19 protein-coding genes are annotated in these 25,877 nt (G+C 34.8%); 12 read left to right on the forward strand and 7 right to left on the reverse strand.

What is annotated here, in order from left to right:
• Nucleotides 1-143: 143 nt before the first annotated feature.
• Genes gatB/aspS through PK35_RS10260 form a run of 3 tightly spaced genes read right to left on the reverse strand, consistent with a single transcriptional unit; the run spans nucleotide 144 to nucleotide 5,195 of the window.
• Nucleotides 144-3,494, reverse strand: coding sequence for a bifunctional amidotransferase subunit GatB/aspartate--tRNA ligase AspS (gene gatB/aspS / locus PK35_RS10250; RefSeq protein WP_044626623.1), 3,351 nt, complete (start codon nucleotides 3,492-3,494; stop codon nucleotides 144-146).
• Nucleotides 3,494-4,894 (reverse strand): amidase family protein, encoded by a 1,401-nt coding sequence (locus PK35_RS10255; RefSeq protein WP_044626624.1) that lies wholly within the window; start codon nucleotides 4,892-4,894, stop codon nucleotides 3,494-3,496. Before PK35_RS10255 ends, gatB/aspS begins: the two co-directional genes overlap by 1 nt.
• A gap of 1 nt (nucleotide 4,895) precedes the next feature.
• On the reverse strand, nucleotides 4,896-5,195 hold the full coding sequence (locus PK35_RS10260) for a hypothetical protein (protein WP_316930177.1): 300 nt from the start codon (nucleotides 5,193-5,195) through the stop codon (nucleotides 4,896-4,898).
• A gap of 572 nt (nucleotides 5,196-5,767) precedes the next feature.
• Between PK35_RS10260 and gyrB the strand changes: the two genes are divergently transcribed.
• A complete protein-coding gene (gyrB, locus tag PK35_RS10265; protein ID WP_044626625.1) occupies nucleotides 5,768-7,720 on the forward strand; it encodes a DNA topoisomerase (ATP-hydrolyzing) subunit B in 1,953 nt (650 codons plus the stop codon).
• A 118-nt stretch (nucleotides 7,721-7,838) separates the two neighbouring features.
• Here gyrB and PK35_RS10270 read toward each other — a convergent pair whose 3' ends face one another.
• The 4 genes from PK35_RS10270 to PK35_RS10285 all read right to left on the reverse strand — a co-directional run bounded on the left by PK35_RS10270 (nucleotide 7,839) and on the right by PK35_RS10285 (nucleotide 11,142).
• The gene (locus PK35_RS10270) at nucleotides 7,839-8,291 is read right to left on the reverse strand and encodes a hypothetical protein (RefSeq protein ID WP_044626626.1); all 453 of its coding nucleotides are present in this window, start codon (nucleotides 8,289-8,291) and stop codon (nucleotides 7,839-7,841) included.
• 309 nt (nucleotides 8,292-8,600) lie between these two features.
• Nucleotides 8,601-9,185, reverse strand: a complete 585-nt coding sequence (locus PK35_RS10275; RefSeq protein ID WP_044626627.1) for a porin family protein — start codon at nucleotides 9,183-9,185, stop codon at nucleotides 8,601-8,603.
• A gap of 30 nt (nucleotides 9,186-9,215) precedes the next feature.
• Entirely contained in the window at nucleotides 9,216-9,995 is a 780-nt protein-coding gene (locus PK35_RS10280; protein ID WP_044626628.1) for a hypothetical protein, read from the reverse strand.
• Nucleotides 9,996-10,083: 88 nt separating this feature from the next.
• Entirely contained in the window at nucleotides 10,084-11,142 is a 1,059-nt protein-coding gene (locus tag PK35_RS10285) for a hypothetical protein (RefSeq protein WP_044626629.1), read from the reverse strand.
• 202 nt (nucleotides 11,143-11,344) lie between these two features.
• Between PK35_RS10285 and PK35_RS10290 the strand changes: the two genes are divergently transcribed.
• From PK35_RS10290 to der, 11 genes are all read left to right on the forward strand, one after another.
• A complete protein-coding gene (locus tag PK35_RS10290) occupies nucleotides 11,345-11,866 on the forward strand; it encodes an RNA polymerase sigma factor (protein WP_044626630.1) in 522 nt (173 codons plus the stop codon).
• A gap of 66 nt (nucleotides 11,867-11,932) precedes the next feature.
• Entirely contained in the window at nucleotides 11,933-12,847 is a 915-nt protein-coding gene (locus PK35_RS10295) for a FecR family protein (protein ID WP_044626631.1), read from the forward strand.
• Nucleotides 12,834-15,383, forward strand: a complete 2,550-nt coding sequence (locus PK35_RS10300) for a TonB-dependent receptor (RefSeq protein ID WP_052825974.1) — start codon at nucleotides 12,834-12,836, stop codon at nucleotides 15,381-15,383. Before PK35_RS10295 ends, PK35_RS10300 begins: the two co-directional genes overlap by 14 nt.
• A 113-nt stretch (nucleotides 15,384-15,496) precedes the next feature.
• Entirely contained in the window at nucleotides 15,497-16,531 is a 1,035-nt protein-coding gene (locus PK35_RS10305; protein WP_044626632.1) for a DUF6588 family protein, read from the forward strand.
• Between the two features lie 179 nt (nucleotides 16,532-16,710).
• A complete protein-coding gene (mdh, locus tag PK35_RS10310; protein WP_044626633.1) occupies nucleotides 16,711-17,637 on the forward strand; it encodes a malate dehydrogenase in 927 nt (308 codons plus the stop codon).
• A 76-nt stretch (nucleotides 17,638-17,713) separates the two neighbouring features.
• Nucleotides 17,714-18,328, forward strand: a complete 615-nt coding sequence (locus PK35_RS10315) for a hypothetical protein (RefSeq protein WP_044626634.1) — start codon at nucleotides 17,714-17,716, stop codon at nucleotides 18,326-18,328.
• A 110-nt stretch (nucleotides 18,329-18,438) separates the two neighbouring features.
• Entirely contained in the window at nucleotides 18,439-21,435 is a 2,997-nt protein-coding gene (secDF, locus tag PK35_RS10320; protein ID WP_044626635.1) for a protein translocase subunit SecDF, read from the forward strand.
• A 226-nt stretch (nucleotides 21,436-21,661) separates the two neighbouring features.
• Entirely contained in the window at nucleotides 21,662-22,240 is a 579-nt protein-coding gene (locus PK35_RS10325; RefSeq protein WP_238320906.1) for an RNA polymerase sigma factor, read from the forward strand.
• Nucleotides 22,227-22,973 carry a hypothetical protein gene (locus PK35_RS10330; RefSeq protein WP_044626636.1) on the forward strand — a complete coding sequence of 249 codons (747 nt, stop codon included), beginning with the start codon at nucleotides 22,227-22,229 and terminating at the stop codon, nucleotides 22,971-22,973. Before PK35_RS10325 ends, PK35_RS10330 begins: the two co-directional genes overlap by 14 nt.
• A 92-nt stretch (nucleotides 22,974-23,065) precedes the next feature.
• A complete protein-coding gene (locus PK35_RS10335; RefSeq protein ID WP_044626637.1) occupies nucleotides 23,066-24,151 on the forward strand; it encodes a hypothetical protein in 1,086 nt (361 codons plus the stop codon).
• A 264-nt stretch (nucleotides 24,152-24,415) separates the two neighbouring features.
• Nucleotides 24,416-25,720, forward strand: coding sequence for a ribosome biogenesis GTPase Der (der, locus tag PK35_RS10340; protein WP_044626638.1), 1,305 nt, complete (start codon nucleotides 24,416-24,418; stop codon nucleotides 25,718-25,720).
• The last annotated feature ends 157 nt before the right edge of the window (nucleotides 25,721-25,877 follow it).

Raw genomic sequence — 25,877 nt, forward strand, 5'->3', positions numbered from 1 at the left:
TATAACCATTTCAGAATAAAAAAATCCCGACAAAACTGTCAGGATTTTAAGGGAGATTTTTTTGTCATTCCGACGATATGAGGAATCTCATAGCGTAATGAGATTTCTCAACTTTGTTAGAAATAACAAGTATTATTCTCAATTTATTTGTTTCGCATCACCTTCACATTCATTTCTTCTACTTTTTTATCGGATAGTAGAGATGGTGCACCAAATAGTAAATCGTCGCTAGTACCTGTTTTTGGGAATGCCATAACCTCACGAATGGATGTTTTCTTTTCTAAAATCATCATCAATCGGTCTACGCCCCAAGCAATACCGCCGTGTGGTGGTGCGCCATAGTGGAAGGCTTTGTACATGGTGCCAACGCTTTTAAGCATTTCCTCTTTATTGTAGCCCATGTTTTTATAAGTGGCTTCTAAAATTTCAGGTTTGTGGGCACGAACCGAGCCGCCGCCAATTTCGTAACCGTTAAGAATTAAATCGTATTGCTGCGCGATGATGCTTCCTATTTCTTCTTCCTTGCCATTCATGTGTTTTTCTATGTCGTAAACGGCTGGCATCGAGAACGGGTTGTGGGTAAAGGTCCAACGACCTTCATCGGTCTTTTCGAACATCGGGAAGTCAATTACCCAAGCAGGTCTTAATTCCTTTGGATTAATTAATTTTAGCATTTTTCCTAACTCTTGTCGAACGGCATCCAAGGCTTTATTGGCTGTGTCGTAATCGGCAGCAGAGAAAAACACTATATCGCCCACTTGAGCGATTGTAGTTTCAATTATTTTGCTGGCAATATGTTCACCTAAAAATTTAATTATTGGTGATTGTAAGTCGTTTTCGTTTACAATAATATAGGCTAAACCACCCAAACCATGTTGTTGGGCAAGTGTGGTTAGTTTTTCAATTTGTCCTTTTGATAGACGCTTTTTACCTTGTTCTTCAGCTGAAACTTTTATGCATTTCACAATACCGCCATCTTCAATAGGTTTGCTAAATACTTGGAATGTGGTGTCTTTAACAATATTGGTAATGTCTTGAAGTTTTAAACCAAAGCGTAAATCTGGACGGTCACAACCGTAAGAATCCATCGCTTCTTTATAGGTTAACACTTCAAACGGACGTAAAATCCATTTTTTGCCATATATTTTGGTGACAATCGTGTTAAACATTTTGGTGTTTAAATCTATAATTTGCTGCATGCTGGCGTAAGCCATTTCAATATCGAGCTGTGTAAATTCTGGTTGGCGATCACCACGAGAATCTTCGTCTCTAAAACAACGGGCTAACTGAAAATACTTTTCGTAACCACTCACCATTAGCATTTGCTTAAATTGTTGTGGCGCTTGCGGTAAGGTGTAAAATGCTCCGGCTTGTTTACGCGATGGTACAATAAATTCGCGCGCACCTTCATCGGTTCCTGCGCTTAAAATTGGTGTTTCAATTTCAAGGAAGTCTTCCTCGTCTAAAATGTCGCGTAATAGTTTTATAACCTTGTGGCGGTTAACAATAGTACGACGCACATCGTTATTTCTATGATCTAAAAATTTATATTGAAAACGCACATTTTCGTTCGATTTTGTAGCGCGTTTTATCTCAAAAGGCAGTGTTCTAGATAGGTTTAAAATATCTAAATCACTCGCTTCTAACTCAATTTTACCTGTGCGTAAACTTGGGTTGTAATCGTCTTCTTTACGCTGTACAATGTTACCCGAAACTGTAATTACCGATTCTGGTTTCAGTTTTACTAAATCGTCTAAATTAGCAAACGATTCGCGACTTAAACGCACTTGGAAAATCTCGGTGCTAGAATCGCGTAAATCTATAAATATTAATTCACCATGATCACGAACACTCGATACCCAACCTGCAAACGTAACTTTGGTATTTATACTTTCGTTGTCAATATCGGTGATTAAATGCGTACGGTATTCATCTTTTATTACAAGCGGAATTTCGGGTAATATTTCTTCTTGTTGTTTGTTTGTTTTATTGGCTTCGACTGCGCTCAGCTTGACACTATTTGTGCTTCCGTCTTCAGTCTTCGTGCTTCCGTCAGCATTACCTGCTAACTGCTTTAAAATACCCTCACGAATTACTTTACCCGAAGCGCCTTTGCCAATAATACCAATAACTTTACCTACTAAAATACCTGCTTTTCCTTGGTTTCCAGATGTAATATCGCTTGCAATAGCATCGTTTTCGCTGATGACTTTAGCAATGGCGTCTTGAATTTTTTCTTCGGAAATGGTATTCGCTTCAAAATAAGATTGGTAATCGAATTTAGCATCGTCTAACAACGATTTTATAGCGTTTTGAGCTAAAACTGGCGTTACTTTTTCCGCTTTAAATAGACTGAAAATTTCAATGAAATCCTGAATGTTTTCAATCTTGCTGTAATCTTCTGCTTTTACATTGTTAGTTAATGTTTTGGCAACAAATGACGGGTCTTGAAGCGCATTGTTTATAGTAACAAAGGTTTCTGAACGTAAACTATCAGCTGTAAAAAACTTGGCATCTTGTGGTAAAACACCGCCGCCAATTAAAATAGATTCTACGGCAAATGGTAAAGCGCTTAAATCGACATCGATACTCTCGATAACCGATTTTATATTTACAAAAGGTAAATCGGGCTCCGAAATAAATCGGTAATCGGCCTCATATTCCTTTTTACGCATGGTTTTGGTTTGCTTTAAATCGGCATCAAAAAGTACGGTGGTTTGGTCTGGCCTAAACGCATTGTTTTCGATGTAATAGTTAAGCTGTTTTTCAACTTCTTCCTTTAAAGCGTCAACCATAAACTTAAACGAGTTTAAGTTTTTTATTTCGGTTCTTGGGTTTAAATCGTTGCTGTTTTTTTTACGTAATGATACCGAAACATCCGATTTAAATTCACCTTTCTCTAAGTTCGCTTCAGAAATTTTTAAATTTTGAACGATGCGTTGTATGTACTGCGCATAGGTTGAAGCATCTTCGATATGGCGAATACATGGATCGGTAACAATTTCAATTAGCGGTACGCCAGCTTTGTTAAAATCGACTAACGATACCTTTTTTTCATGCATTAATTTAGCAGCATCTTCCTCAATATGCACCTGCGTTAAACTTACGGTAAACTGGCTGCCATCGTTACGAAAACACGATACTTTACCATCTGGAATTACAGGGTTATGAAACTGCGTAATTTGTATGTTTTTTGGGTTGTCTGGGTATTCGTAATGTTTTCTGTCCCAGGAAATCACCTCATTTTTAAACGATGATTCTACCGCTTTGCCAAAATAAATAGCCTTGGTAACAGCATCTTTATTTACAGCGGGTAAAACACCCATTTGTCCTGTACAAACCGAACAAATATTTTGGTTTGGGGTTTCAATTTCTTGGTTAGGACAAGAACAAAATAACTTTGTTTTTGTGTTTAAGCGTACGTGGGTTTCTAGCCCTATAACGAGTTCTAAATCGTGTTTGTCTAACAGTTGGTTTAATTGTTCTAGCTCCATTATATCGTGTCTTTTAAGAAGTTAGCAAACTTCAAAACAAGTTCGTCGTTTTGTTTAGCGGCTGTAATTTGTAAGCCAGTTTCGGTGCCTTGTGGCACGGTTAAGGTTGGTAATTGGCCAAGGCTAAAACCAACGGTGTAAGCATCGCTTAAATACATGGCGTGCGGATCTTTTAAACTATCGCCAATTTTTGGTGGCCTGTTTGGTGTAACAGGCGAAAGTATGATGTCTACCTTTTTAAAGTCGTCTTCAAAATTGTTGGCAATAGCATCGCGAAGCGCCAAACCTTTTAAATAAATAGCATCCGAAAATCCTTGAGAAAGCACTTGGTTACCACCAACAATGCGGCGTTTGGTTTCTTCAGAGAAGTTTTCCGATCGTGTTACGGCATAGGTTTCTTTTAAATTTTCGGCTTCAATACGGTTGCCGTAGTTGGTGCCATCTAAACGCGATAGGTTAGAGGCGGTTTCGGCCATTGCCAAAGTATAATAGGTAGAAACTAAGGTGTTCGATTCAAAGAAATCTAAAGTTTTTACCTCAATGCCTTTGGCTTTTATTTTTTCTATTGCTGAAAGAAAATCGGCTTTAATTTCAGGTGAAATCGCATCGCTCTCAATAAAATTTTTAAAATATCCAACGGTTTTTATGCCTTCGGAAGTTTTAATAGCATCGGCATCAATTTCCGCGGAAGCGTAAGTGGTTTGATCTTTAACATCTTTACCACTCATGGCGTTTAGTACAATGCGAATATCTTCAACCGATTTGGCGATTGGTCCAACACAATCTGTAGACGAGGCGTAAGCCATAATGCCGTAGCGCGAAATGCGACCGTAAGTAGGTTTTAAACCGTAAATATTGTTGTAGCCAGCGGGTTGTCGGATAGAACCACCTGTATCGCCACCAATAGAAAATACCGTATAATCTTTAGCGACGTTTACTGCCGAACCACCACTAGAACCACCACCAACAAGTTCTGGGTTTATGGCATTTTTTACAGCGCCAAAAATGGTGTTCTCGCTCGATGATCCATGACCAAAACTATCGCAATTTTCTTTAACTAAAGGAATAGCACCAGCATCTAATAATTTTTGAATTGCCGTTGCTGTATAAGCCGATTTATAGTTTTTAAGCAAATTAGAACTGGCTGTTGTAGTTGTGCCTTGCACCATGTAAACATCTTTAATGCCAAATGGGATGCCTTCTAAAAGCCCGATGGTTTCACCGTTAACAATTTTTTCGTCTACTTTTGCAGCCAATTTTAAAGCTTTGTCGCTTAGTAAACTGTTTACGGTGTTGTTAGTATTTTGGCTTAAAAGTGCTAGCTTTTCTTTAACCAAAGCCGTACAACTAATGGTTTTATTAACGAGTTGTTGATGTATTTTTAGTATTTGTGAACTCATATTATTCTTCAATTACTTTAGAAACCACTAAATAGCCGTTTTTCTCTTTTGGGAAATTTTCGATGATGATTTGTTTCTCCTCAATAGAGCTTTCTATAACAACATCATCGCGTAAATCGTTAATCGATACACTGTTTTTCTCTAAATTATTTGAGTTATCGCTGTTAATTTCAGCATTTTTAATCGTTTCAAACAACTTGTTTACAGCTTCGCTTGGTTGTGCGCCCTTAATACTCGACAGAATATCGACCGTCATTAACTTACTCATGGTAACTTGTTTTGCATTAAAAAAGCCTTCCATATTTGGAAGGCTTTTTATATTCTTTTTAAACAATAACCTTCCGAACCCTAAAAATTAGGATTATTGAAATTATTATTGTTGTTATTGTTTTTCATTATATTTTACTTGCCCCAAAGATATGTAGAAATAAAGGATTAGGCACAATTTTTATGTATATACTAACAGATATTTCTGTTTTGTTAAAAAATGGTTTTATTCTTTTTGTTTTTTTTATTGATTTAGCGTTTTAGTAAATATGTATTTAATTTTATGTGAAAATTTGAAACTTGAATAAAGCTGTAAGAATTATGTATAAACAGCAATTTGTAAATAGTCGATTTAAGCTAATTTTTGTCAGTTTTATATTTTGAAGATTAAGGCTGAAATAGGTAATGCTTTATTTAAAGTCATTTTTAAGCGATTTAAGACACTTTTGTTTTAATTAACAATTGTTGATAATTTTATGCTTGAGTCGATAAAAAGCTTTTTAAAAGGGCTTTTATTTTGTATATTTGTTTGTCTTACAAAGATGCTCACAAAAGCATCTTTTTTTATGTGAGATTTACCCAAATAAATAAGAAAATAAAATTATAATGAGCGAAGAAGCAAAAGACGAGCAGAAGAAAGGACAATATTCTGCCGATAGTATTCAGGCGTTAGAAGGTATGGAGCATGTACGCATGCGTCCGTCGATGTACATTGGAGATGTAGGTGTACGCGGTTTACATCATTTAGTTTACGAGGTTGTAGATAACTCTATTGATGAAGCTTTAGCAGGACATTGTGATACTATAACAGTTACTATTAATGAAGATAACTCGATAACTACCGAAGATAATGGTCGTGGTATTCCTGTTGGTTTACATAAAAAAGAAGGCGTATCTGCACTTGAGGTTGTAATGACCAAAATTGGTGCTGGTGGTAAATTCGATAAAGATTCCTATAAAGTTTCTGGTGGTTTACACGGTGTTGGTGTAAGTTGTGTTAACGCTTTATCTGTAAGTTTAAAAGCAACCGTACATCGAGAAGGTAAAATTTGGGAACAAGAGTACGAGCGTGGTAAAACGCTTTATCCTGTTAAAACCATTGGTGAGTCTGATAAAACAGGAACAACAGTTACTTTTAAACCAGATCCGCAAATATTTCAGCAAACTTTAGTTTATAATTACGAAACGCTTTCTAGTAGAATGCGTGAGTTAGCCTATCTTAATAAAGGTATTACAATTGTAATGACCGATATGCGTGAGAAAGATGAAGAAGGTAATGTGCTAACCGAAACGTTTCATTCTGAGGAAGGCTTAACCGAATTTGTAAAATACTTAGATGGTAACCGTGAGCCTTTAATGAAAGATGTTATTGCTTTTGAAGGAGAGAAAAATGGTGTTCCAGTTGAAGTAGCTATGGTTTACAACACCAGTTATGCTGAAAATTTACATTCGTATGTAAACAATATTAATACGCATGAAGGTGGTACACACCTTTCAGGATTCCGTCGTGGTTTAACCCATACTTTAAAAAAGTACGCCGATGCTTCTGGATTGTTAGATAAATTAAAGTTTGAAATTTCTGGAGACGATTTCCGTGAAGGTTTAACCGCAATTGTATCGGTAAAAGTTGCTGAGCCACAATTTGAAGGGCAAACCAAAACTAAATTAGGAAACCGTGAGGTGTCTGCATCTGTAAGTCAGGCCGTATCCGAAATGCTTACCGATTATTTAGAGGAACATCCAGACGATGCTAAAACCATTGTACAAAAAGTAATTCTTGCAGCACAAGCGCGTCATGCAGCGCAAAAAGCTCGCGAAATGGTACAGCGTAAAACGGTAATGAGTATTGGTGGTTTACCTGGTAAATTAAGTGATTGCTCGGAGCAAGATCCTGCAAAATGTGAAGTGTTTTTAGTTGAGGGTGATTCGGCAGGTGGAACTGCAAAACAAGGTCGCGATCGTAATTTTCAAGCCATTTTACCATTACGTGGTAAGATTTTAAACGTTGAAAAAGCGATGCAACATAAAGTGTTTGAAAATGAAGAAATTAAAAACATTTTTACAGCACTTGGTGTTACCATAGGAACCGAAGAGGATAGTAAAGCGCTTAACTTATCGAAATTACGTTATCACAAAATTGTAATTATGTGTGATGCGGATATTGATGGTAGTCATATTGCAACCTTAATATTAACGTTCTTCTTCCGTTACATGAAAGAATTAATTGAGGCAGGTCACGTTTATATTGCAACGCCACCGCTTTACTTAGTTAAAAAAGGTGCTAAAAAACGTTATGCTTGGAATGACGCTGAACGCGATACTATTTCTGAAGAGTTTGGAGGTAGCGTAAACGTACAACGATACAAAGGTCTTGGTGAAATGAATGCTGAACAATTATGGGATACCACTATGGATCCTGAGTTTAGAACGCTTCGTCAAGTAAATATAGATAACGGTACTGAAGCCGACAGAATATTCTCTATGCTTATGGGCGACGAGGTTCCACCTCGTAGAGAATTTATTGAAAAGAATGCTGTTTACGCAAATATTGACGCGTAATTAAGCACTTTTTTTAAGTTTATTTGAGTGTTATTAATAAGAAAGAGACTGTCTTAAATTAAGGCAGTCTCTTTTGTTTTAACCATTAAAGGTTCGAAATTAGGGCAAAAAAAGGATGTTAAAATAAACCAACACCAACGCTTACTCGTGGCGCAGAAACTCGTGTGTTTACTCCAAGCGTATGTCGTCTACGTTGGCTGTAATAGGTGTTGTCGTATCTATAATAATAAAATGATGCATGGTGGTAATAATGAGTGCTATGGTGGCAGTGGCTATTGCAATGCTCGTAATGTTCGGCATAGGCGTCTTTTTTGCCTTTCATATAAGCACGATATGCTTTTTTATCGCGTTTTTTTAAATCTCTTTCGTAGGCTTTTTGTTCTTCCCAAAAAGTTTCTTCTTCAGCTTCTGTTTTTGCTGTAAATTCTTGTTCGTATTTAGCGTCTTGGGTAGCGCGATTACTGTAATACGATTGTTTACTTTCTGGAGTGTTCTTTGTTGTGTTTTGTGCAGTTGATAATGTTGAAGCAGTAACGCTAAAAACAATTACTAAGGATTTTATAACTTTCATAACGTAATTTTTAAAGTTTATAATGTGCCAGTTTTACGGGCTTTCATTTATAAGACACTTTAAAAAGATTTTACCCTATGATTTTTTTTATTCTATCTTATTTGTTTGGTAATAAAAAATGCCACAAATTCTCAGATGCGCTTATGTGTTAAAACACTTTCGAGAATTTATGGCAAAAGCCTAGAATTATTATTTTTTATTTAATACTACCGATTTATTTTAGTAATATTTATGATTGTTTTGAAATACTGAAACAAGTTCAGCAGAACAATAAAATAAACATTAAGTTATAGCATAACTCATTCGTTTTTAAAATCCAAAGCCAATATAAAATTGCCATACTCTATTTTTTGGGTTACTTTCTTCGTAAACGCTTCCCATACCTAAGTGGTAGCGCGCGCCTAAAGTAACTCCAGAATCGGTTTTAAAACCACCGCCAAAGTTAAAGCCCCAGTCGAAATTTTCTGGTTCTTCTTCCGACGTAATATTAAAAAATCCGTTACCGTCAAATTCTTCTTTATGAGAAACAGCGATACCTATTTGTGGTCCTGCTTCAACAAAAAAATGTTGTACTGGGTATATTTTAAGAGAAATAGGAAGGTTTATGTAATCTAGTTTTTGGGTAAAGGTTCCGCTGTCATCTTTAATTTCAAAACCTTGTTGCGAGTAAAGTGCTTCAATTTGTACGGATGCTACTTCTGCAATATACGATTCGGCATAAATACCAGCATGAAAGCCATGGCGTTGCCCTGTTTCGGAATCGCCATCAAAACTTACGGCTGCTAAATTGTAGCCTCCTTTTATACCAATGCCGCTTTTTAAATTGTCGTTTTGTGCTTCAGTTTGAAAAAATAAAGCGAATGCCATTAAAAATGTAAATAAAGTCGTTTTCATATTATATTAGAGTTTAGGGTGATTTTAAAATTATTTACCGCCGTTTGCTTGTAAATCGGCAATACACTGCGCGTCGAGTTGCGGTACATTATTTCTGTTGGCCATGTTGCCTATGCCTACCGATGATTCTGTAGCCCAATACATTAAACAATCTTCATCATTACAATGTTTAGGGTGTTCGGTATCTTCATGATCGCTTTGCATTGCAGATCCTAAATTTGTTAGGCCGAAAATATGGCCAAATTCATGGTTTATTACGGTAGATTCTAATAACCATCGTTTGGGTTCTAAAGGTTGATTGCTAAAGCCTTGAAGCGTTTCTTCGTAAATTACAAATGAAGTATTCCAATAAGCCGAACCGAGAACTACGGTGTTGTTTTCTTCAGAATCACTATCCGATTTACCATCAGAAAAATATGCCCAAACAGCAATATCATCTTCGGTGTTATAATATTTTCGATGTTCTCTTTCAATATCGGCAATATCGTTAATTGTGTAAACGTCTTTGCCTGGTGAAGCTATGGCGCGTTTTTCAGTAACAATGCCATTAGGTTTGTTGGTTCTGTCTGTTAAAAATGAAATAAAATTATCAACCGCTGTTTGTGTGGGTTCAAAGCCTTCAACGTAAACAATTTCAATGGTTATGCTTTTAAAAACATTGTCGGATAACAAATCGTTTGCCGAACTACCCGTGGCTTGTCGGTTTGCAGCTTTATTAATGGTATTGTTTTCACTGCTACTTGTGTTTTCGTTAGAACAGCTACTAAAAATAAGTGCTAAAAATAGGGCGGTTAATAGTTTGTTTTTCATTGTGATTTAGGTTTAAGGTTAAAAAACAGCTACCTTGATATAGAGTAGCTGTTTTACCATAACATACGTACCAAATGCTAATTTAGTTTTAAATTTGGGTTAAAACTAAAGTTACAGCTGCATTTGTTGTACTTTTTAAGCTTATAGAGTTTTCGCTGTAGCTTGTTACTTCCCAGCTATTGTTAAATAATTGGAAGTTGGCATAGCTAGAAAAACTTAAGGTTAAATATACTTCGGTTTGTGAGGTTACTTCGTAAGTGCCTTCAATATCGGCTATAGTTGAGTTTACTATGTTTTCTGCGGTGCAAGCTAAATCGTTACCAAAATCTATGGTGTATTCTACATAATCGTTTGCAAGTTCTACACCAGAGCTAATAAAAGATTCTACTTTAAATGTAGTATCAACTAAAATGTTTTCTAAAGCTTCAGCATTATCTTCAGCTTCATCTTCCATAGCCTCGTAATCTAAACAATCTGAAATTTGAGATTGTAAATCTAAGTCGCTAGAAATTTCAATAACTGTATTGCTGTCACCTTTTAATGTTGCAGTAATTGGGTAGTTTATAGCAAATAACTGGTCGTCTTCTAAGTTGCTCATATAAGAGTAAAGCGCTTGCTCTGATTCAAATACTACACTACCTGTTTGTTCAACGTTTAAGTTGTAGGTTAAAATAGTGATTGGAAAATCGATATCTAAACACGAAATAGCATCCTTAGCATTTTCTTCTGCGGTTTCGCAGGCATCTACAATAGCATCGAACTCGGCTTGGTTTGTAACAACAACTTCGGTGTAGTTACTTGTTTTAACCGTGATAGGGAATTGGAATTCAATGCTATCGTCATCGGCAATAAATTCGCCTAAAATGTCTAAAACTAAACTGTAATCCGATTCGCTAATAAGTGTAACTTGGGTATCGTTAATTGTTGCAGTAAAAGGAAATAAAATAGAGGAACATGAAGTGCCGTCTAAAAAATCGTCAAAACTACCATCGTGCATAGAAGAACGTTCTAGATTGCTCGCTGTAGGTGATGTAGATGAATTGGTATTTGGGTTGTTGCCGTTTTCAGAATCAATTTCATCTTGACAAGATGTAAGTGTAAATACTGAAACTAAAAATAGTAAGGTTAAAAATTTTAAATTTTTCATGATTGAATTTTTTTGGGTTTTTAAATGTATCTTTTTCATAGCAATTTTTGCTGTTTCTGTATTTAAGACAATTAGATTTAAGTTTTCCCTACAGATTTTTTGATTTTTTTCTGAAATAACTTATATGTAATTGATTTTCAGTAATTTAATTAAGTTGTTTTTTTGTTTTATTTTTGTCTCGCAATTAATTTATTAAAAATTTATGAGCAGCCCTAAGCCTAGTTTATGCGAAGAAACGCATTTTAATTCTTTTTATTTAAAGCACATTCAAGCCGCAAATAATTTTGCGTTTTATAAATGTGGTGACCAAGCCGCATCGTTAGATTTTGTTCAAGAAGCATTTGCAAAAATATGGGAAAACTGCTCGAAAGTCGATTTTACAAAAGCTAAAACCTACTTATTTACCACGGTTAATAATTTGTTTTTAAACAAGGTGCGTCATGAAAAAGTGGTTTTAAGTTATGCGAAAGCGGCGCCATATCAAGATGTCACCAATCAAAGTCCGGAATATTTATTAGAAGAAGAAGAGTTTAAGGCTAAATTAGAACGCGTTATTTCGAATTTAACCGAAGAACAGCGCGAAGTATTTTTATTAAATAGAATCGAGGAGAAGAAATACCGTGAAATAGCAGAACTTTTAAATATCTCGCAAAAAACGGTTGAAAAACGAATGTCTGCAGCCTTAAAAGTTTTACGAGAAAACATTGATGGTGTTTCAATTTAAAAAATATTGATCACATCGTAGGGTAAAACAATATTTAGGTGTCTAAAAGATGTAAGCACAGAAAACATGAGTAAAGAACAAGATATATTAAAATGGTTTGATGGCGAATTGTCTACCGCGGATATCAAAAGTAAATATCCGGAGGAAGACTTTTCGGTTTTAGAAAAATCGGCGTTTTACGCAAAGCAATTTAGCGTTCCAAAAGTTGATGCCGAAGCGGCCTTGACTGATTTTAAAACAAGAACCTTTAATAAACCAGAGCCAAAAGTTATACCCTTACAGTTTAAGCAGTTTTTAAAAGTAGCTGCGGTGTTGGTTGTGCTGTTAACTTCGTCGTACTTTTTGTTTTTTAATAATGAAAAAGCTTATAATACTGGTGTTGCTCAAACCGAAACCTTTACATTGCCAGATGATTCTGAAGTCATTTTAAATGCGAACTCTACACTCGATTATAACGAAAAAGCTTGGAAAGAAAACCGAAACCTTAATCTGAAAGGCGAAGCGTTTTTTAAAGTTACCAAAGGCGAAAAGTTTACTGTAAATACCAGTGCTGGATCTATACAGGTTTTAGGAACGCAATTTAACGTAAAACAGCGCGATAATTATTTCGAGGTACAATGTTACGAAGGTTCCGTAAGCGTAAGAAGTGCCAACGAACATGTTATTTTAAAACCCGGTAAAACCTTCAGAATGGTAAATGAAAAACTTGTTGAGGTAGCCGATTTTAATGCTGAAAACCCGTCGTGGTTACAAAACGAATCTAGTTTTAATAATGTACCGTTGTGGCAAGTTATTAACGAGCTTCAAAATCAATATAACTTAAAAATTACTGCTCAAAATATTGATAAAGATGTGCTGTTTTCAGGAAGTTTTACGCATAACGATTTAAACATTGCGTTGCAAGCGGTAACCATACCTTTAAAACTTAGCTACAAAATAAATGGTAACAACGTAGAGTTTTACTACTATGAAGCTAATTAAACCGTTTTTTACTTTTTTATGTTTTATAAGTGTTTTTGCATTTGAAATGTATGCGCAAGAGCAATTACCTTTATTGCAATTGATAAAGGATTTAGAAGTTAGGTATGATGTGAAATTTTCATATTCCGAAAGTGATGTTGAAGCTGTTTTAGTTGAAAATCCCAAGGCAGATGCAAGCCTGAAAACTATAATAACTAACCTTAATGAAACAACACTACTAAATTTTAAGTTTTTAAATGATCGTTATATTACGATTTCGGTTATTGATAAAACGATTTCAATTTGTGGAGTATTAATTTCTGAAGCTGATGGATTACCGTTAATGGGCGCATCAATTGTTGTTGAAAATACTCAAAAAGGCATCATTACAAATGCGGATGGTGAATTTGAATTGCAAGCTATTCCCGTAAATGCCGCAATTACTATTTCATATTTAGGGTATGAAACCTTACAACTAAAAGCGATACAATTGCGAAAGCAGCTTAATAATAGTTGTGAAACTATCTTGCTAACTGAAAGAGTAGAAGCGCTAAACAGCATTCTCATATCAAAATATTTAACCACAGGCTTACAAAAACGCATTGATGGAAGCACGGTGCTAAATACCGAAAAGTTTGGTACGCTTCCAGGGTTAACAGAACCCGATGTCTTGCAATCCATTCAAGCTTTGCCAGGAGTAGAAAGTATTAATGAAAGCATTGCTAATATAAATGTGCGCGGTGGAACCAACGATCAAAATTTAATGATTTGGGATGGTATAAAAATGTATCATTCAGGACATTTTTTTGGGTTAATATCAGCATACAATCCGTATTTAACCGAAAAAGTTGAAGTCACAAAAAACGGAACATCCAGTGAGTTTAGCGATGGTGTATCAAGTACCATTAATATGTTTACAAAAAATAATATAGACGAGTCGGTTTCTGGCGGATTTGGAGCAAACCTATTACACGCCGATGCGTTTTTGCAAATACCGTTAAGTAAAAAACTGGCGGTTCATGTTTCAGGGCGTCGCTCTACTACTGATGTGTTTAGTTCGCCAACGTATAACAAGTATTTCGAAAAGAGTTTTCAAGATAGTGAGCTAACTACCAACAGCGAAAATATCAGTGCAGCGCAACAATCATCAGATTTTTCATTTTACGATTATAGCGCTAAATTGTTGTTTAATACCAACGATAATCAAAAGTTTAGAGCAAATGTTATAGGCATCAATAATAACTTAGATTATACTGAGAGTTTCGAAAATTCCGAAGGCGAAACCGAATCGAAAACCAGTAATTTAAAACAAGAGAATTTAGGTTTTGGTGCAAATTGGAATGCGACATGGAGCGATAAGTTTACAACCGAATTGTCGGGGTTTTACTCACAATACAATGTTGATGCTTTAAATAATCGTGCTGAAACCGATCAAAGTTTAACCCAAGCTAATGAGGTTTTAGAAACAGGTGTGAAATTAAAAGGTCAGTTAGCCATAAATTCTAATTTAAGTTTTTTGGCTGGTTATGCGTTTAATGAGATTGGTGTATTGTATCAAACTACAGTAAGCGCACCATCGTACGATAGAACCAAAAAAGATGTGCTTTTAAATCATGCCGCTTTCGCGGAAGTAGAGTACAATAAGCATAATACTTATTTACGATTAGGGGTGCGCGGAAACTATTTTCAAAAGTTTAATAGCTTTTTGGTAGAACCTCGAATTAATCTGAGACAGAAACTGTCGAATCATTTTGCTTTAAAATTGCAAGGTGAATTTAAAAACCAGACCGCAAAACAGCGCATAGATTTTCAAGATGATTTTTTAGGTGTTGAAAACCGCCGATGGACGTTGGCCAACGAGCAACTCATAAAAATATCAAAAAGTAAACAAGCCTCTTTGGGTTTTGAGTATAATCAAAACAATTGGCTTTTCGATGTTGAAGGATTTTACAAAATAGTTGATGGCATTACAGCATCCAATCAAGGGTTTTACAATAATTTCCAGTATGTGAATGCTAATGGGAACTATCAAGCTCAGGGTGTTGAGCTCTTAATTAATAAAACAGCTGCGAAATATAGTGTTTGGGCAAGTTATACTTATAGTGTAAATAATTACGAGTTTAATAGTATAACGCCATCGGTATTTCCTAATAATGTTGATGTACGACACTCTACATCTATAGCTGCTAGCTATCAAATTTTAAAAAACTTAGAAGCATCGATTGGAGGTATTTGGCGTTCGGGACAACCCTACACGAAGCCAGTTGAAGGTAACGAAACAATTAAAAGTGGTAACGATACGGTTGTAAATTACGATACGCCCAATCAAGAAAATGTAGATGACTTTATTCGTGTTGATGCGTCATTAAGTTCAAAAATTAAATTATCAAATAAAGTAAACGGACAATTAAGAATTGGTGTTTTGAATATTTTAAATAGGAAAAATACTATAAATCGATATTTTGAATTAAATCCTGAAAACACTGATGAAGCCTTACGCGTTGATAATCAATCCTTAGGCTTGACGCCGAATTGTAGTTTTAGAATTATTTTTTAAATACCAAGTTTTTGGCTTAAAAATCGTTTAAAAGCATTTTTTTTCGATAAAATGTTGTTTCGTAAGTTTTTTTACTTTATGTTTGTACCACCAATCTATCAGATCTATTATAAATGAAAAATTTAAGGTTATTATTTTTAGTTAGTTTAATTTCAGGCATTTCGAAAGCCCAAGATGTGGATGCTTTATTTGCTGCAGGTGTAGAAAATGCAGAACAATTTACTAACGATTATTTAATGCCAGGAACCAATGGTTTAATGCATAGTATGAATGCCAATTGGTTTAATACGGCAGAGGCTAAACCTTTAGGAGGATTTGAAATTTCTGTTGTAACAAATGCGGTTTTAATTCAAGACGAGCATAAGTCTTTTCAAATGAATATAGCCGATTACAATAGTGATGATTACGATTTTACAGTAGCTTTCGCTGATGATGAAAATTTAGTAAGTAAATATGTAGCCACAGCTTTAGGTGAAAACGACCCAGATGTGCAATTAATAGTAAGATCGAAAGATTTTCCCAATTTTAATCCAGAAACTATAACATTACCTTCTGGTATTGGCGAATCTACCAAAAACTTGTTGCCAACAGCATTTTTACAAGCTGCTTTAGGTTTAAGTAAAGGTATAGAGGTAAAAGCCAGATTTGTACCAAAAGTTAATACAGACGAAGTTGAATTAAGTCTTTATGGAGCTGGTTTACAAATGGAGTTTACCAAATGGTTGCCTGGAAATAAAATATTACCAGTATCAATCTCTGGTTTGGTGGCTTACACCCACATGAATGGATCGTACGATATTACAGAATCTACTGGAATTGATGGTGAAAACCAACGCATTGAAAATAATACAAATACATGGTTATTTCAGCTTGTAGGTTCAACGAAATTACCTGTAATCAATTTTTATGGTGGTTTAGGTTATATAAAAGGAGAGTCGCAGTCTGATGTTTTAGGAACATATAGAGTTACTAGCGGTCCACTAATTTCAAGAACCGAAACCGATCCGTTTTCTGTAAGTAGTGATGTTGCGGCGGTTCGAGGAACCTTAGGTTTCAAGTTGAAATTAGGATTTTTTAGATTAAACGGTGAGTATCACCTATCAGAATATAATGCTTTTGCCTTAGGTATTAACTTTGGCTTTAGATAAGATATAGTTTTTTTCATTGTGAAATGATTATTTATTTTTAGTTAGTTTTATTTAGTTTTCCGGAAGTGCGAGATTTTATCTCGCACTTTTTTTATTAACAGGGTTTTAATTCGTAAATTCGCCAAACTTGATTTTAAGTAAATAAACTAAGTAATAATAAATTTAAACATACTAAAAAAATGAAAGTAACAGTAGTAGGTGCTGGTGCAGTTGGTGCAAGTTGTGCAGAGTACATTGCCATTAAAGATTTTGCTTCAGAAGTTGTATTGTTAGACATTAAAGAAGGTTTCGCTGAAGGTAAAGCGATGGATTTAATGCAAACAGCTTCATTAAACGGTTTCGATACCAAAATTACAGGTGTAACTAACGATTATTCTAAAACCGCAAATAGTGATATTTGTGTGATTACTTCTGGTATTCCTCGTAAACCAGGAATGACACGTGAAGAATTAATTGGTATTAACGCTGGTATTGTAAAAGCTGTTTCTACTAGTTTGTTAGAGCATTCTCCAAACATGATCCTTATTGTGGTAAGTAACCCAATGGATACCATGACTTATTTAGCTCATAAATCTTTAGGCTTACCTAAAAATAAAATTATTGGTATGGGTGGCGCATTAGATTCTGCACGTTTTAAATATCGTTTAGCTGAAGCTTTAGAAGCACCTATTAGTGATATTGATGGTATGGTAATTGGTGGACATAGCGATACAGGTATGGTGCCATTAACAAGCCACGCGACAAGAAATAGTATTAAAGTAACCGAGTTTTTAAGCGAAGAGCGCTTAGAGCAAGTCGCTGCCGATACTAAAGTAGGTGGTGCTACATTAACTAAGTTATTAGGTACTTCGGCTTGGTATGCGCCAGGTGCTGCGGTAAGTGGTTTAGTTCAAGCAATTGCTTGCGACCAAAAGAAAATGTTCCCTTGTTCAACGTATTTAGAAGGTGAATATGGTTTAAGCGATATTTGTATTGGTGTGCCAGTAATTTTAGGTAAAAATGGTATTGAGAAAATAGTTGATATTCCATTAAGTGATGCCGAAAAATCGCACATGCAAGCAAGTGCCGAAGGTGTTAGAAAAACGAATGGTTTATTAGATGTGTAACCACGAGTTTAACACATTTTTAGATATTTAAATAAAGACTGTAGAAATACAGTCTTTATTTTTTTATATTTGCCCGATGTTCAAAAAACACTACATAACTTTTTTAATAGTTGCACTTTCTTTTTTTGGGATGGTTTCGCAAAAGCAAAACCAACAACCCAACCAAGAAATATTGGTGCAATTTACTGGCAATACTTTAGAAAGTGGAGCGGTAGATTATGTGGTTTCTGAAATAAAAGAAAAGCTTCAAGACTTAGGTATTCAGCAAGTTGAAGTAAAAAAGGAAGCTTCAGGTGCTTTACGTATTTCTTATTTTAGCGATACAGCAGTGTCTCAAATTAAAGCCAGTTTAGTTGCCGAAGGTGAATTAAAAATTGATTTTAATAATACATCAAAATCTAATTCAACCAATAATCCTTCAAATACTGATGATTTAGCATATAATTTTGATGTTTACGAAATTCAAAAATCAAATCATTCAGGTTGGGATTTTAATGCTGTAAGTATTTCAGCCTTCGATACAAAAAGCGATATTTATAGTAATACCAATGGTTTTGCTGTTGCTTTTCATTTAAAAAATGAGAATACGCTCACTAAAAAGCGTGTAAAATCAAGTCAGTACATTGCACTTGCAGTACAACATATTTCACATAAAATTCCAGAAGTTAGGGCAGGCCCTTTTTGTGTGTAAATCTTCAAAAAAACGCAAAGCTTTCATCAATTAAAAAGCTAAAAAATCTTAATTAATTTAAACAATTAAGGCCGCTACGGTGGCTAATTAACACCCAAAAATTATAAATCATGCAAAATAAAGGACTAGTAAGGTTGTTTGCTATTTTATTTGGTTTGGTAAGTATTTATCAGTTGTCTTTTACTTTTAAAGCCAATCAAATAGAAAAAGAAGCCGAAGAAATAGCAATTAACAAAATTTCGGATACCGAAGACGATTACCGTAAAAAGCGTAGTCAAGAAGAGGCTAACTATTTACAAGAAATAGCTAACGATACCGTATTTAATATTGGTGTTGCTAAGTTTACTTATAACGAAGTAAAATCGAAGGCCATGAATTTAGGTTTAGACCTAAAAGGTGGTATAAACGTGATTCTTCAAGTTAGTGTAAAAGACATATTAAAAGGATTATCTAACAACACAAACGATCCTGTTTTTAATAAAGCTTTAGAGGATGCAACCGAGCTTCAAAAAAACAGTCAGAACACTTATTTAGAAGATTTCTTTGTAGCATTCGATGCGATTAAAGGCGATACAAAATTAGCCTCTCCAGATATTTTTTACACCAAACAATTAGATGGTGAAATTGATGGAAGTATGAGCGACGATGAGGTTAAAAGCATCATCGAAACTAAAATTGATGAGTCTATTGTTTCTGCGTTTGAAGTATTACGTAAGCGTATTGATGAGTTTGGTGTAACATCTCCAAATATTCAACGTTTAGGAACTTCTGGAAGAATTCTTGTAGAGTTACCAGGTGTAAAAGATGTAGAAAGAGCAACAGCTTTATTACAAAGTACAGCGCAATTAGAGTTTTGGGATGCTTATAAAGGTGAGCAATTCTATCAGTTTATCGATCAAGCAAACAATGTTTTAAAAGATCTTGTTGAAGATGAAACTGCTGTTGCTGAAGTTGAGCCACAAGATGAAGAAGATGCTACCGATGCTCAAATTGATGATTTATTAGGTGATGCCGAAACCGATTCTACAGCGGTGGCAACACAAAACAACCCTTTAGGAAATTTAATTAAAGGTTTAGGATATCCTGGCGGACCAATAGTAGCGCAATTCGCTGTTCAAGATAAAGATAAAGTACTTGAGTATTTAAATATGCCAGAAGTACGTGCTTTACTTCCTGCCGAAAGACGATACACTAAGTTTGCTTTTGGTAAACCAGAAAAAGGAAGCGAAGTTGTAGGACTTTATGCTTTAGCGGGTAACCGTGAAAATACGCCACAATTAAGTGGAGCTGTTGTGGTTGATGCTCGTAATGAGTTTGGACCAACAGGAAAACCAGAAGTGTCTATGCAAATGAATGCAAAAGGTGCTAAAATCTGGGAAGAAATGACTGGTAATGCTTATGCAAACCAAAGTCAGATTGCCATTGTTTTAGATAACGTGGTGTATTCTGCACCTGGCGTTACAACAGGACCAATTGCAGGAGGTAACTCTTCAATTTCTGGTAGCTTTACGCTAAACGAAGCTATCGATTTAGCAAACGTTTTACGTGCTGGTAAATTACCTGCTTCTGCCGATATTATTCAAAGTGAAGTTGTAGGGCCATCATTAGGTAAAGAAGCTATCGAGAGTGGTACAACATCATTCATTATTGCCCTTGTTTTAGTATTGGTTTGGATGATTTTATACTACGGAAAAGCTGGTGGTTTTGCCGATATCGCTATGTTATTAAACATTTTGTTAATCTTCGGAATTTTATCTGGTTTAGGAGCTGTGTTAACGCTTCCTGGTATTGCAGGTATCGTGTTAACAATTGGTATGTCGGTTGATGCGAACGTACTTATTTTCGAGCGTATCCGTGAAGAATTAACAAAAGGAAAAGGACAAAAAGAAGCCATTCAAGACGGATTTAGTAATGCGTTATCTTCAATTTTAGATGCTAACATTACTACAGGTCTTACCGCATTAATTTTATTTATTTTTGGAACAGGACCAATTAAAGGTTTTGCAACAACCTTATTAATTGGTATTGGTACATCGTTATTTACAGCTATTTTTATTACCCGATTATCAATCGATTGGTACTCAAACAAAGGCGGTAAATTATTATTTGCAACAGGTGTTACTAAAAACCTTTTCAGAAACATTAATATTGAATTCTTAAAGAAGCGTAAAATTGCTTACATCATTTCTGGTGCTTTTATTTTAGTAAGTTTAATTTCTTTATTTACTAATAGTTTAGATCAAGGTGTAGATTTTGTTGGAGGTAGAACGTATCAAGTGCGTTTTGCTCAAGATGTTAGCGCTTCAGAAATTACCAACTTATTATCACAACCAGATGTGTTTAATAGTGCCGATGCTAAAACTTTTGGTGAGGCTAATCAGTTAAAAATTACAACTAAATACAAAGTAAACGAAACTGGCGCAGAAGCCGATGAAGCTATCCGTCAAACACTTTACAACGCCTTACAACCATATTTAGAAGGTGTAACTTACGAAGACTTTATTAACGAAGCGAGCGAAAAAACTGTTGGTTTAATGAAGTACTACAAAGTAAGTCCAACGATTGCCGATGATATTAAACAAGCATCATTCTGGGCTATTTTGGGGTCGTTAATTGTAGTGTTCTTATATATTTTAATTCGTTTTAAAAAGTGGCAATACTCACTTGGTGCTGTTGTGGCAGTATTCCATGATGTATTAATTGTACTTGGTGTATTCTCATTAACGTACAAGTTTATGCCATTTAGTATGGAAATCGACCAAGCCTTTATTGCGGCCATATTAACCGTAATTGGTTACTCGCTAAACGATACCGTGGTAGTGTTCGATAGAATTCGTGAATTCTTCAACGAGCATACCAACTGGAAATTCGATAAAGTTGTAAACTCATCATTAAGCAGTACGTTAAGTAGAACTTTAAATACGTCGCTTACAACCTTAGTGGTGTTATTAGCAATCTTTATTTTTGGTGGCGATTCTATTCGCGGCTTTATGTTTGCATTAATTGTTGGAGTGGTAGTTGGTACCTATTCATCATTATTTATTGCAACACCAATTATGTACGATACCGTTCAAAAATTAGAAGATAAAAAGAAGAAAAAAGACTAACTCACAATTTTCTTTTTTAAGAAGCCCGTCATGAAAATGATGGGCTTTTTTTATGAGGTTATGTTGCTAGTTAGAGTGATTTTGAGGGATGAGGAGTTGTATCGAGAACCAATCAATCTTCAAATCATTATAATCAAGTCAAAAAAATAATGAGTAAATTCAAAAAAAAATAAAACTCTAAGCAACCTTTTTAAAAAAAATAGCGTCTGTATAAATAGAAAGCGAAATGAAACCCTTTTTGAAAGTTATACAATTACATAAAAACGAAACACAGCTAATAAAACGAGCGATTAAAAATAATCGTGAAGCACAGCATGTTTTGTTCGAAATGTATGCGCCCAAAATGTTAAGTGTTTGCAGGTATTATATAAAAGATTTGCAACATGCCGAAAGCGTTATGTTAGATGGGTTTTTTAAAGTATTTAAAAATTTATCGAGTTTCAAAGATGAAGGAAGCTTTGAAGGATGGATGCGTAAAATTATGGTAAGGCAATCCATTTCGTTTTTAAGACAGCAAAAAAAGATTGAGTTTTCGGTTGAAGATATGGGTGTTCATGATGATTATGACAATAACATTAATTCGAACATCGAAGTAAGTCAAATTCAAGAATTAATTGATGAGTTACCCGAAGGCTACAAAATGGTTTTTGTTATGTATGCCATAGAAGGCTATAAGCATCATGAAATTTCGGAGTTATTAAACATCTCAGAAGGCACCTCAAAATCGCAATTATTTAAAGCACGAAAAATGCTTCAAGAAAAAATTAAAAATATTAATAAATCATCAAGTTATGGCGCCATTTAAATATGAAGAGGAATTTAAGAGCAAGTTAGAAAAGCGCAGTTTGCAACCATCGGCAAATGCCTGGGAAACGCTTTCTGATCGCTTAGAAGAAGACGAAAACCAAACAAACAAAACCTTGTATTGGTGGTTGGGTGTTGCGGCTAGTTTAATAGGTGTGGCATTAATAGCTTTTCAGTTTTTTAATACTGAAATTGAAGTAGAAAAGATTGAAGTGGCGACACAACCAGAAATTATTCAAAATGAAATACCTGAAAATGAGCCTGCCGAAATAGTTAATGAACCAAGCGATGAGGAGCGTGAAATTGTTGAAAAATCAGAGCCTAAAACACCAAAACCAAATCTTGTAAAACCCAAAAAAGCATTCATTGAAACTACAGAAACTCATCTCGCTAAGGTTAAATCCGATAAAAAAGAAGCGCCTTTAAACCCTATACAAACAAATACTAATTTAAGTTTCGAGGATCAAAAAATAGAGGCTGTCGTCGCGCAAGTTAAAGCGCTAAACAAAACTCAAGAAGTTACCGAAGCCGATATTGATGCCCTTTTAAAAGAAGCTCAACAAGATATTTTATTAAATAAATTAATTAATAGCGAAACCGGAGTGGTTGATGCCAATGTATTGCTTCAAGACGTTGAGGCAGAATTAGATCAATCGTTTAGAATGCGCGTTTTCGAAGCTGTTAAAGAGAGTTACATTACGGTAAAAACTGCAGTTGCCCAACGTAACGATTAAATATTCCTGCGAAACAAGGAATCTTATAAAACAAATTTTATCAATTCATCAACAAATGCTGAATCCAGTTCAGCATAAAAAAACGAACAGTTATGCAAACTATTATTAAGTATATGGCGCTTTTAGTGCTAGGGTTAACCATGCAAATTATTAATGCACAGGACAGTATTCCTAACCCAGAAAAACAAGAAAAAATTGAAGCTTTAATTAAAGAAAAAGCAGCAGTACAAGACCAAGAAAGAGCATTTTTAAAAACAAGGGTAGAAGTTATTAATACTCAGTTGGAGCAAGGTAAAATAACAAATACCGAAGCCGAAGCTTTAAAAAAAGAAGCGGCAAAAAAACATGCTTTAAACATTGAAAGTAGATTGGCTATTTTAGATAGAAAAATAGATTTACTCACTCGAAATTCTAGCGATTATGTGTTTGAAAACGAGCAAGAGGATATCGATTATTTAAGAATTGGAGGGGTAGAAGATGGTAACGATAGTTTTATTTATGTAGGTAAAAAGGAAGATGATAAACCGCGAAAGTATGACAAACGAACCTCGAGTGAGCTACTAGTCGCATTCGGACAAAATAACGCTTTAATTGACGGCGAAAGTTTTAACGATTCGCCCTATAAAATTGCTGGATCGCGCTTTTTTGAAATTGGTTGGGTATGGAAAACTCGAGTATTTCAAAATACTAATTTTTTAAGGCTTAAATATGGTTTTTCCTTTCAAATGAATGGTTTAAAACCAGACGATAATAAATATTTTGTAAATCAAAATGACCAAATACTATTAGAGGAATATCCGTTAAACCTGAATAAATCTAAACTTACGGTGTCTAATTTTGTAGTACCTGTACATTTTGAGTTTGGACCATCTAAAAAAATAGAAAAAGACGAGTATTTTCGATATTCGACAACCAATAAATTTAAAATTGGTTTAGGTGGTTATGGTGGATTTAATTTGGGAGCCAGACAAAAACTAAAATACAATTTAGATGGTGACGATAAAAAAGAGAAACAAAAAGGTAATTTTAACACCACCAATTTAGTTTATGGTTTAAGTGGTTATATAGGTTTCGATGATATGGCACTGTATGTTAAATATGATCTATCACCAATTTTCGATAATCAAACAGTAAATCAGCATAATATTTCGGTTGGGTTACGTTTCGATTTAGATTAAAGTGTCATTAAACTAAAAAAGAGGCTTCTAAAAAGTTGCATTTTTATCAATTTGAACTTGTTTCAGATTCTGAAAATGAAATCAGAATGACAGATTTTACACTTTTTAGATAGCTTTTTTGTGCTTAAAAAGATCTATGTTCTTTAAAAATCTTCAATAATTAATAAAAAAAGTGTTGCGTCGTTAACTTTTTCTATTTTTGCAAAATATTTCTAGAAAAGAAATGTATCTTAATCAGTATAAAGCTGTTTTATAAAACAAGTTATGAGTAACATAGTAGCCATTGTAGGAAGACCAAATGTAGGTAAATCAACGTTTTTTAATCGATTAATTCAACGTAGAGAAGCCATTGTAGATGCTGTTAGCGGTGTAACTAGAGACCGTCATTATGGTAAGAGTGATTGGAACGGAAAAGAGTTTTCATTAATTGATACTGGGGGTTATGTGGTTGGTAGCGACGATATTTTTGAAGCTGAAATTGATAAACAAGTAGAATTAGCTATTGATGAAGCTGATGCTATTATTTTTATGGTTGATGTTGAAACTGGCGTTACTGGAATGGATGAGGATGTTGCGAAATTACTTCGTAAAGTAGAAAAACCTGTTTTTCTTGCTGTAAATAAGGTTGATAATTCGAAGCGAGCAGAAGATGCTGTGGAGTTTTATGCGCTTGGTTTAGGCGAATATTACACCATTGCCGGAATAAATGGTAGTGGTACTGGTGAACTACTTGATGCATTAGTTGAAGCGTTACCCGAAAAGGAGGACGTTGAAGAAGATGATTTGCCTCGTTTTGCCGTAGTTGGTCGTCCTAACGCAGGAAAATCATCATTTATAAATGCTTTAATTGGCGAAGATAGATACATTGTAACCAATATTGCAGGAACTACGCGTGATGCTATTGATACAAAATACAACCGTTTTGGATTTGAATTTAATTTGGTTGATACCGCTGGAATTAGACGAAAATCGAAAGTAAAGGAAGATTTAGAATTTTATTCGGTGATGCGCAGTGTTCGTGCCATAGAGCATGCCGATGTGTGTTTGTTGGTTTTAGATGCGAACAGAGGTTTTGACGGACAAGTACAAAACATTTTTTGGTTAGCTGAACGCAACCGTAAAGGCATCGTTATTTTGGTTAACAAATGGGATATAGTTGAAAAAGATCATAAATCGGTTAAAGAATACGAAAAAGCCATCCGTAAACAAATTGAACCTTTTACCGATGTGCCTATTATTTTTATTTCGGCATTAACGAAGCAACGTATTTTTAAAGCCATTGAAACAGCTGTCGAGGTTTACCAAAACCGAAGTAAAAAAATAAAAACGAGTAAGCTAAACGAAATTTTATTGCCTATAATAGAGCATTATCCGCCACCAGCTTATAAAGGTAAATTCGTGAAAATTAAATATATCATGCAATTGCCAACACCACAACCGCAATTTGCATTCTTCTGTAATTTACCGCAGTACGTAAAAGATCCGTATAAACGTTTCTTAGAAAATAAACTACGAGAGCATTTCGATTTTAATGGTGTGCCAGTATCGGTTTATATGCGTAAAAAGTAGGTTTGTTAGAAGTTAGAAGTTAGAAGTTAGAAGTTAGAAGTGTCATGCTGAGCGCAGTCGAAGCATCTTTTTTTATGTTAGAGGTTTTCTGGCGGGAGACTGATGATATATTACGGAACCATTAAAAAAATTAAGGGATTAAACTCAGGGTCTTTTC

Origin of the sequence: Neotamlana nanhaiensis (assembly GCF_000943555.1) — a bacterium.
In the GTDB taxonomy this organism is placed as follows: domain Bacteria; phylum Bacteroidota; class Bacteroidia; order Flavobacteriales; family Flavobacteriaceae; genus Neotamlana; species Neotamlana nanhaiensis.

Bases quoted from the DNA above. Each gene is read 5' to 3' on its own strand.
- gatB/aspS (WP_044626623.1), bottom strand. From the start codon at position 3,494: ATGGAGCTAGAACAATTAAACCAACTGTTAGACAAACACGATTTAGAA.
- PK35_RS10255 (WP_044626624.1), bottom strand. From the start codon at position 4,894: ATGAGTTCACAAATACTAAAAATACATCAACAACTCGTTAATAAAACC.
- PK35_RS10260 (WP_316930177.1), bottom strand. From the start codon at position 5,195: ATGGAAGGCTTTTTTAATGCAAAACAAGTTACCATGAGTAAGTTAATG.
- gyrB (WP_044626625.1), top strand. From the start codon at position 5,768: ATGAGCGAAGAAGCAAAAGACGAGCAGAAGAAAGGACAATATTCTGCC.
- PK35_RS10270 (WP_044626626.1), bottom strand. From the start codon at position 8,291: ATGAAAGTTATAAAATCCTTAGTAATTGTTTTTAGCGTTACTGCTTCA.
- PK35_RS10275 (WP_044626627.1), bottom strand. From the start codon at position 9,185: ATGAAAACGACTTTATTTACATTTTTAATGGCATTCGCTTTATTTTTT.
- PK35_RS10280 (WP_044626628.1), bottom strand. From the start codon at position 9,995: ATGAAAAACAAACTATTAACCGCCCTATTTTTAGCACTTATTTTTAGT.
- PK35_RS10285 (WP_044626629.1), bottom strand. From the start codon at position 11,142: ATGAAAAATTTAAAATTTTTAACCTTACTATTTTTAGTTTCAGTATTT.
- PK35_RS10290 (WP_044626630.1), top strand. From the start codon at position 11,345: ATGAGCAGCCCTAAGCCTAGTTTATGCGAAGAAACGCATTTTAATTCT.
- PK35_RS10295 (WP_044626631.1), top strand. From the start codon at position 11,933: ATGAGTAAAGAACAAGATATATTAAAATGGTTTGATGGCGAATTGTCT.
- PK35_RS10300 (WP_052825974.1), top strand. From the start codon at position 12,834: ATGAAGCTAATTAAACCGTTTTTTACTTTTTTATGTTTTATAAGTGTT.
- PK35_RS10305 (WP_044626632.1), top strand. From the start codon at position 15,497: ATGAAAAATTTAAGGTTATTATTTTTAGTTAGTTTAATTTCAGGCATT.
- mdh (WP_044626633.1), top strand. From the start codon at position 16,711: ATGAAAGTAACAGTAGTAGGTGCTGGTGCAGTTGGTGCAAGTTGTGCA.
- PK35_RS10315 (WP_044626634.1), top strand. From the start codon at position 17,714: ATGTTCAAAAAACACTACATAACTTTTTTAATAGTTGCACTTTCTTTT.
- secDF (WP_044626635.1), top strand. From the start codon at position 18,439: ATGCAAAATAAAGGACTAGTAAGGTTGTTTGCTATTTTATTTGGTTTG.
- PK35_RS10325 (WP_238320906.1), top strand. From the start codon at position 21,662: ATGAAACCCTTTTTGAAAGTTATACAATTACATAAAAACGAAACACAG.
- PK35_RS10330 (WP_044626636.1), top strand. From the start codon at position 22,227: ATGGCGCCATTTAAATATGAAGAGGAATTTAAGAGCAAGTTAGAAAAG.
- PK35_RS10335 (WP_044626637.1), top strand. From the start codon at position 23,066: ATGCAAACTATTATTAAGTATATGGCGCTTTTAGTGCTAGGGTTAACC.
- der (WP_044626638.1), top strand. From the start codon at position 24,416: ATGAGTAACATAGTAGCCATTGTAGGAAGACCAAATGTAGGTAAATCA.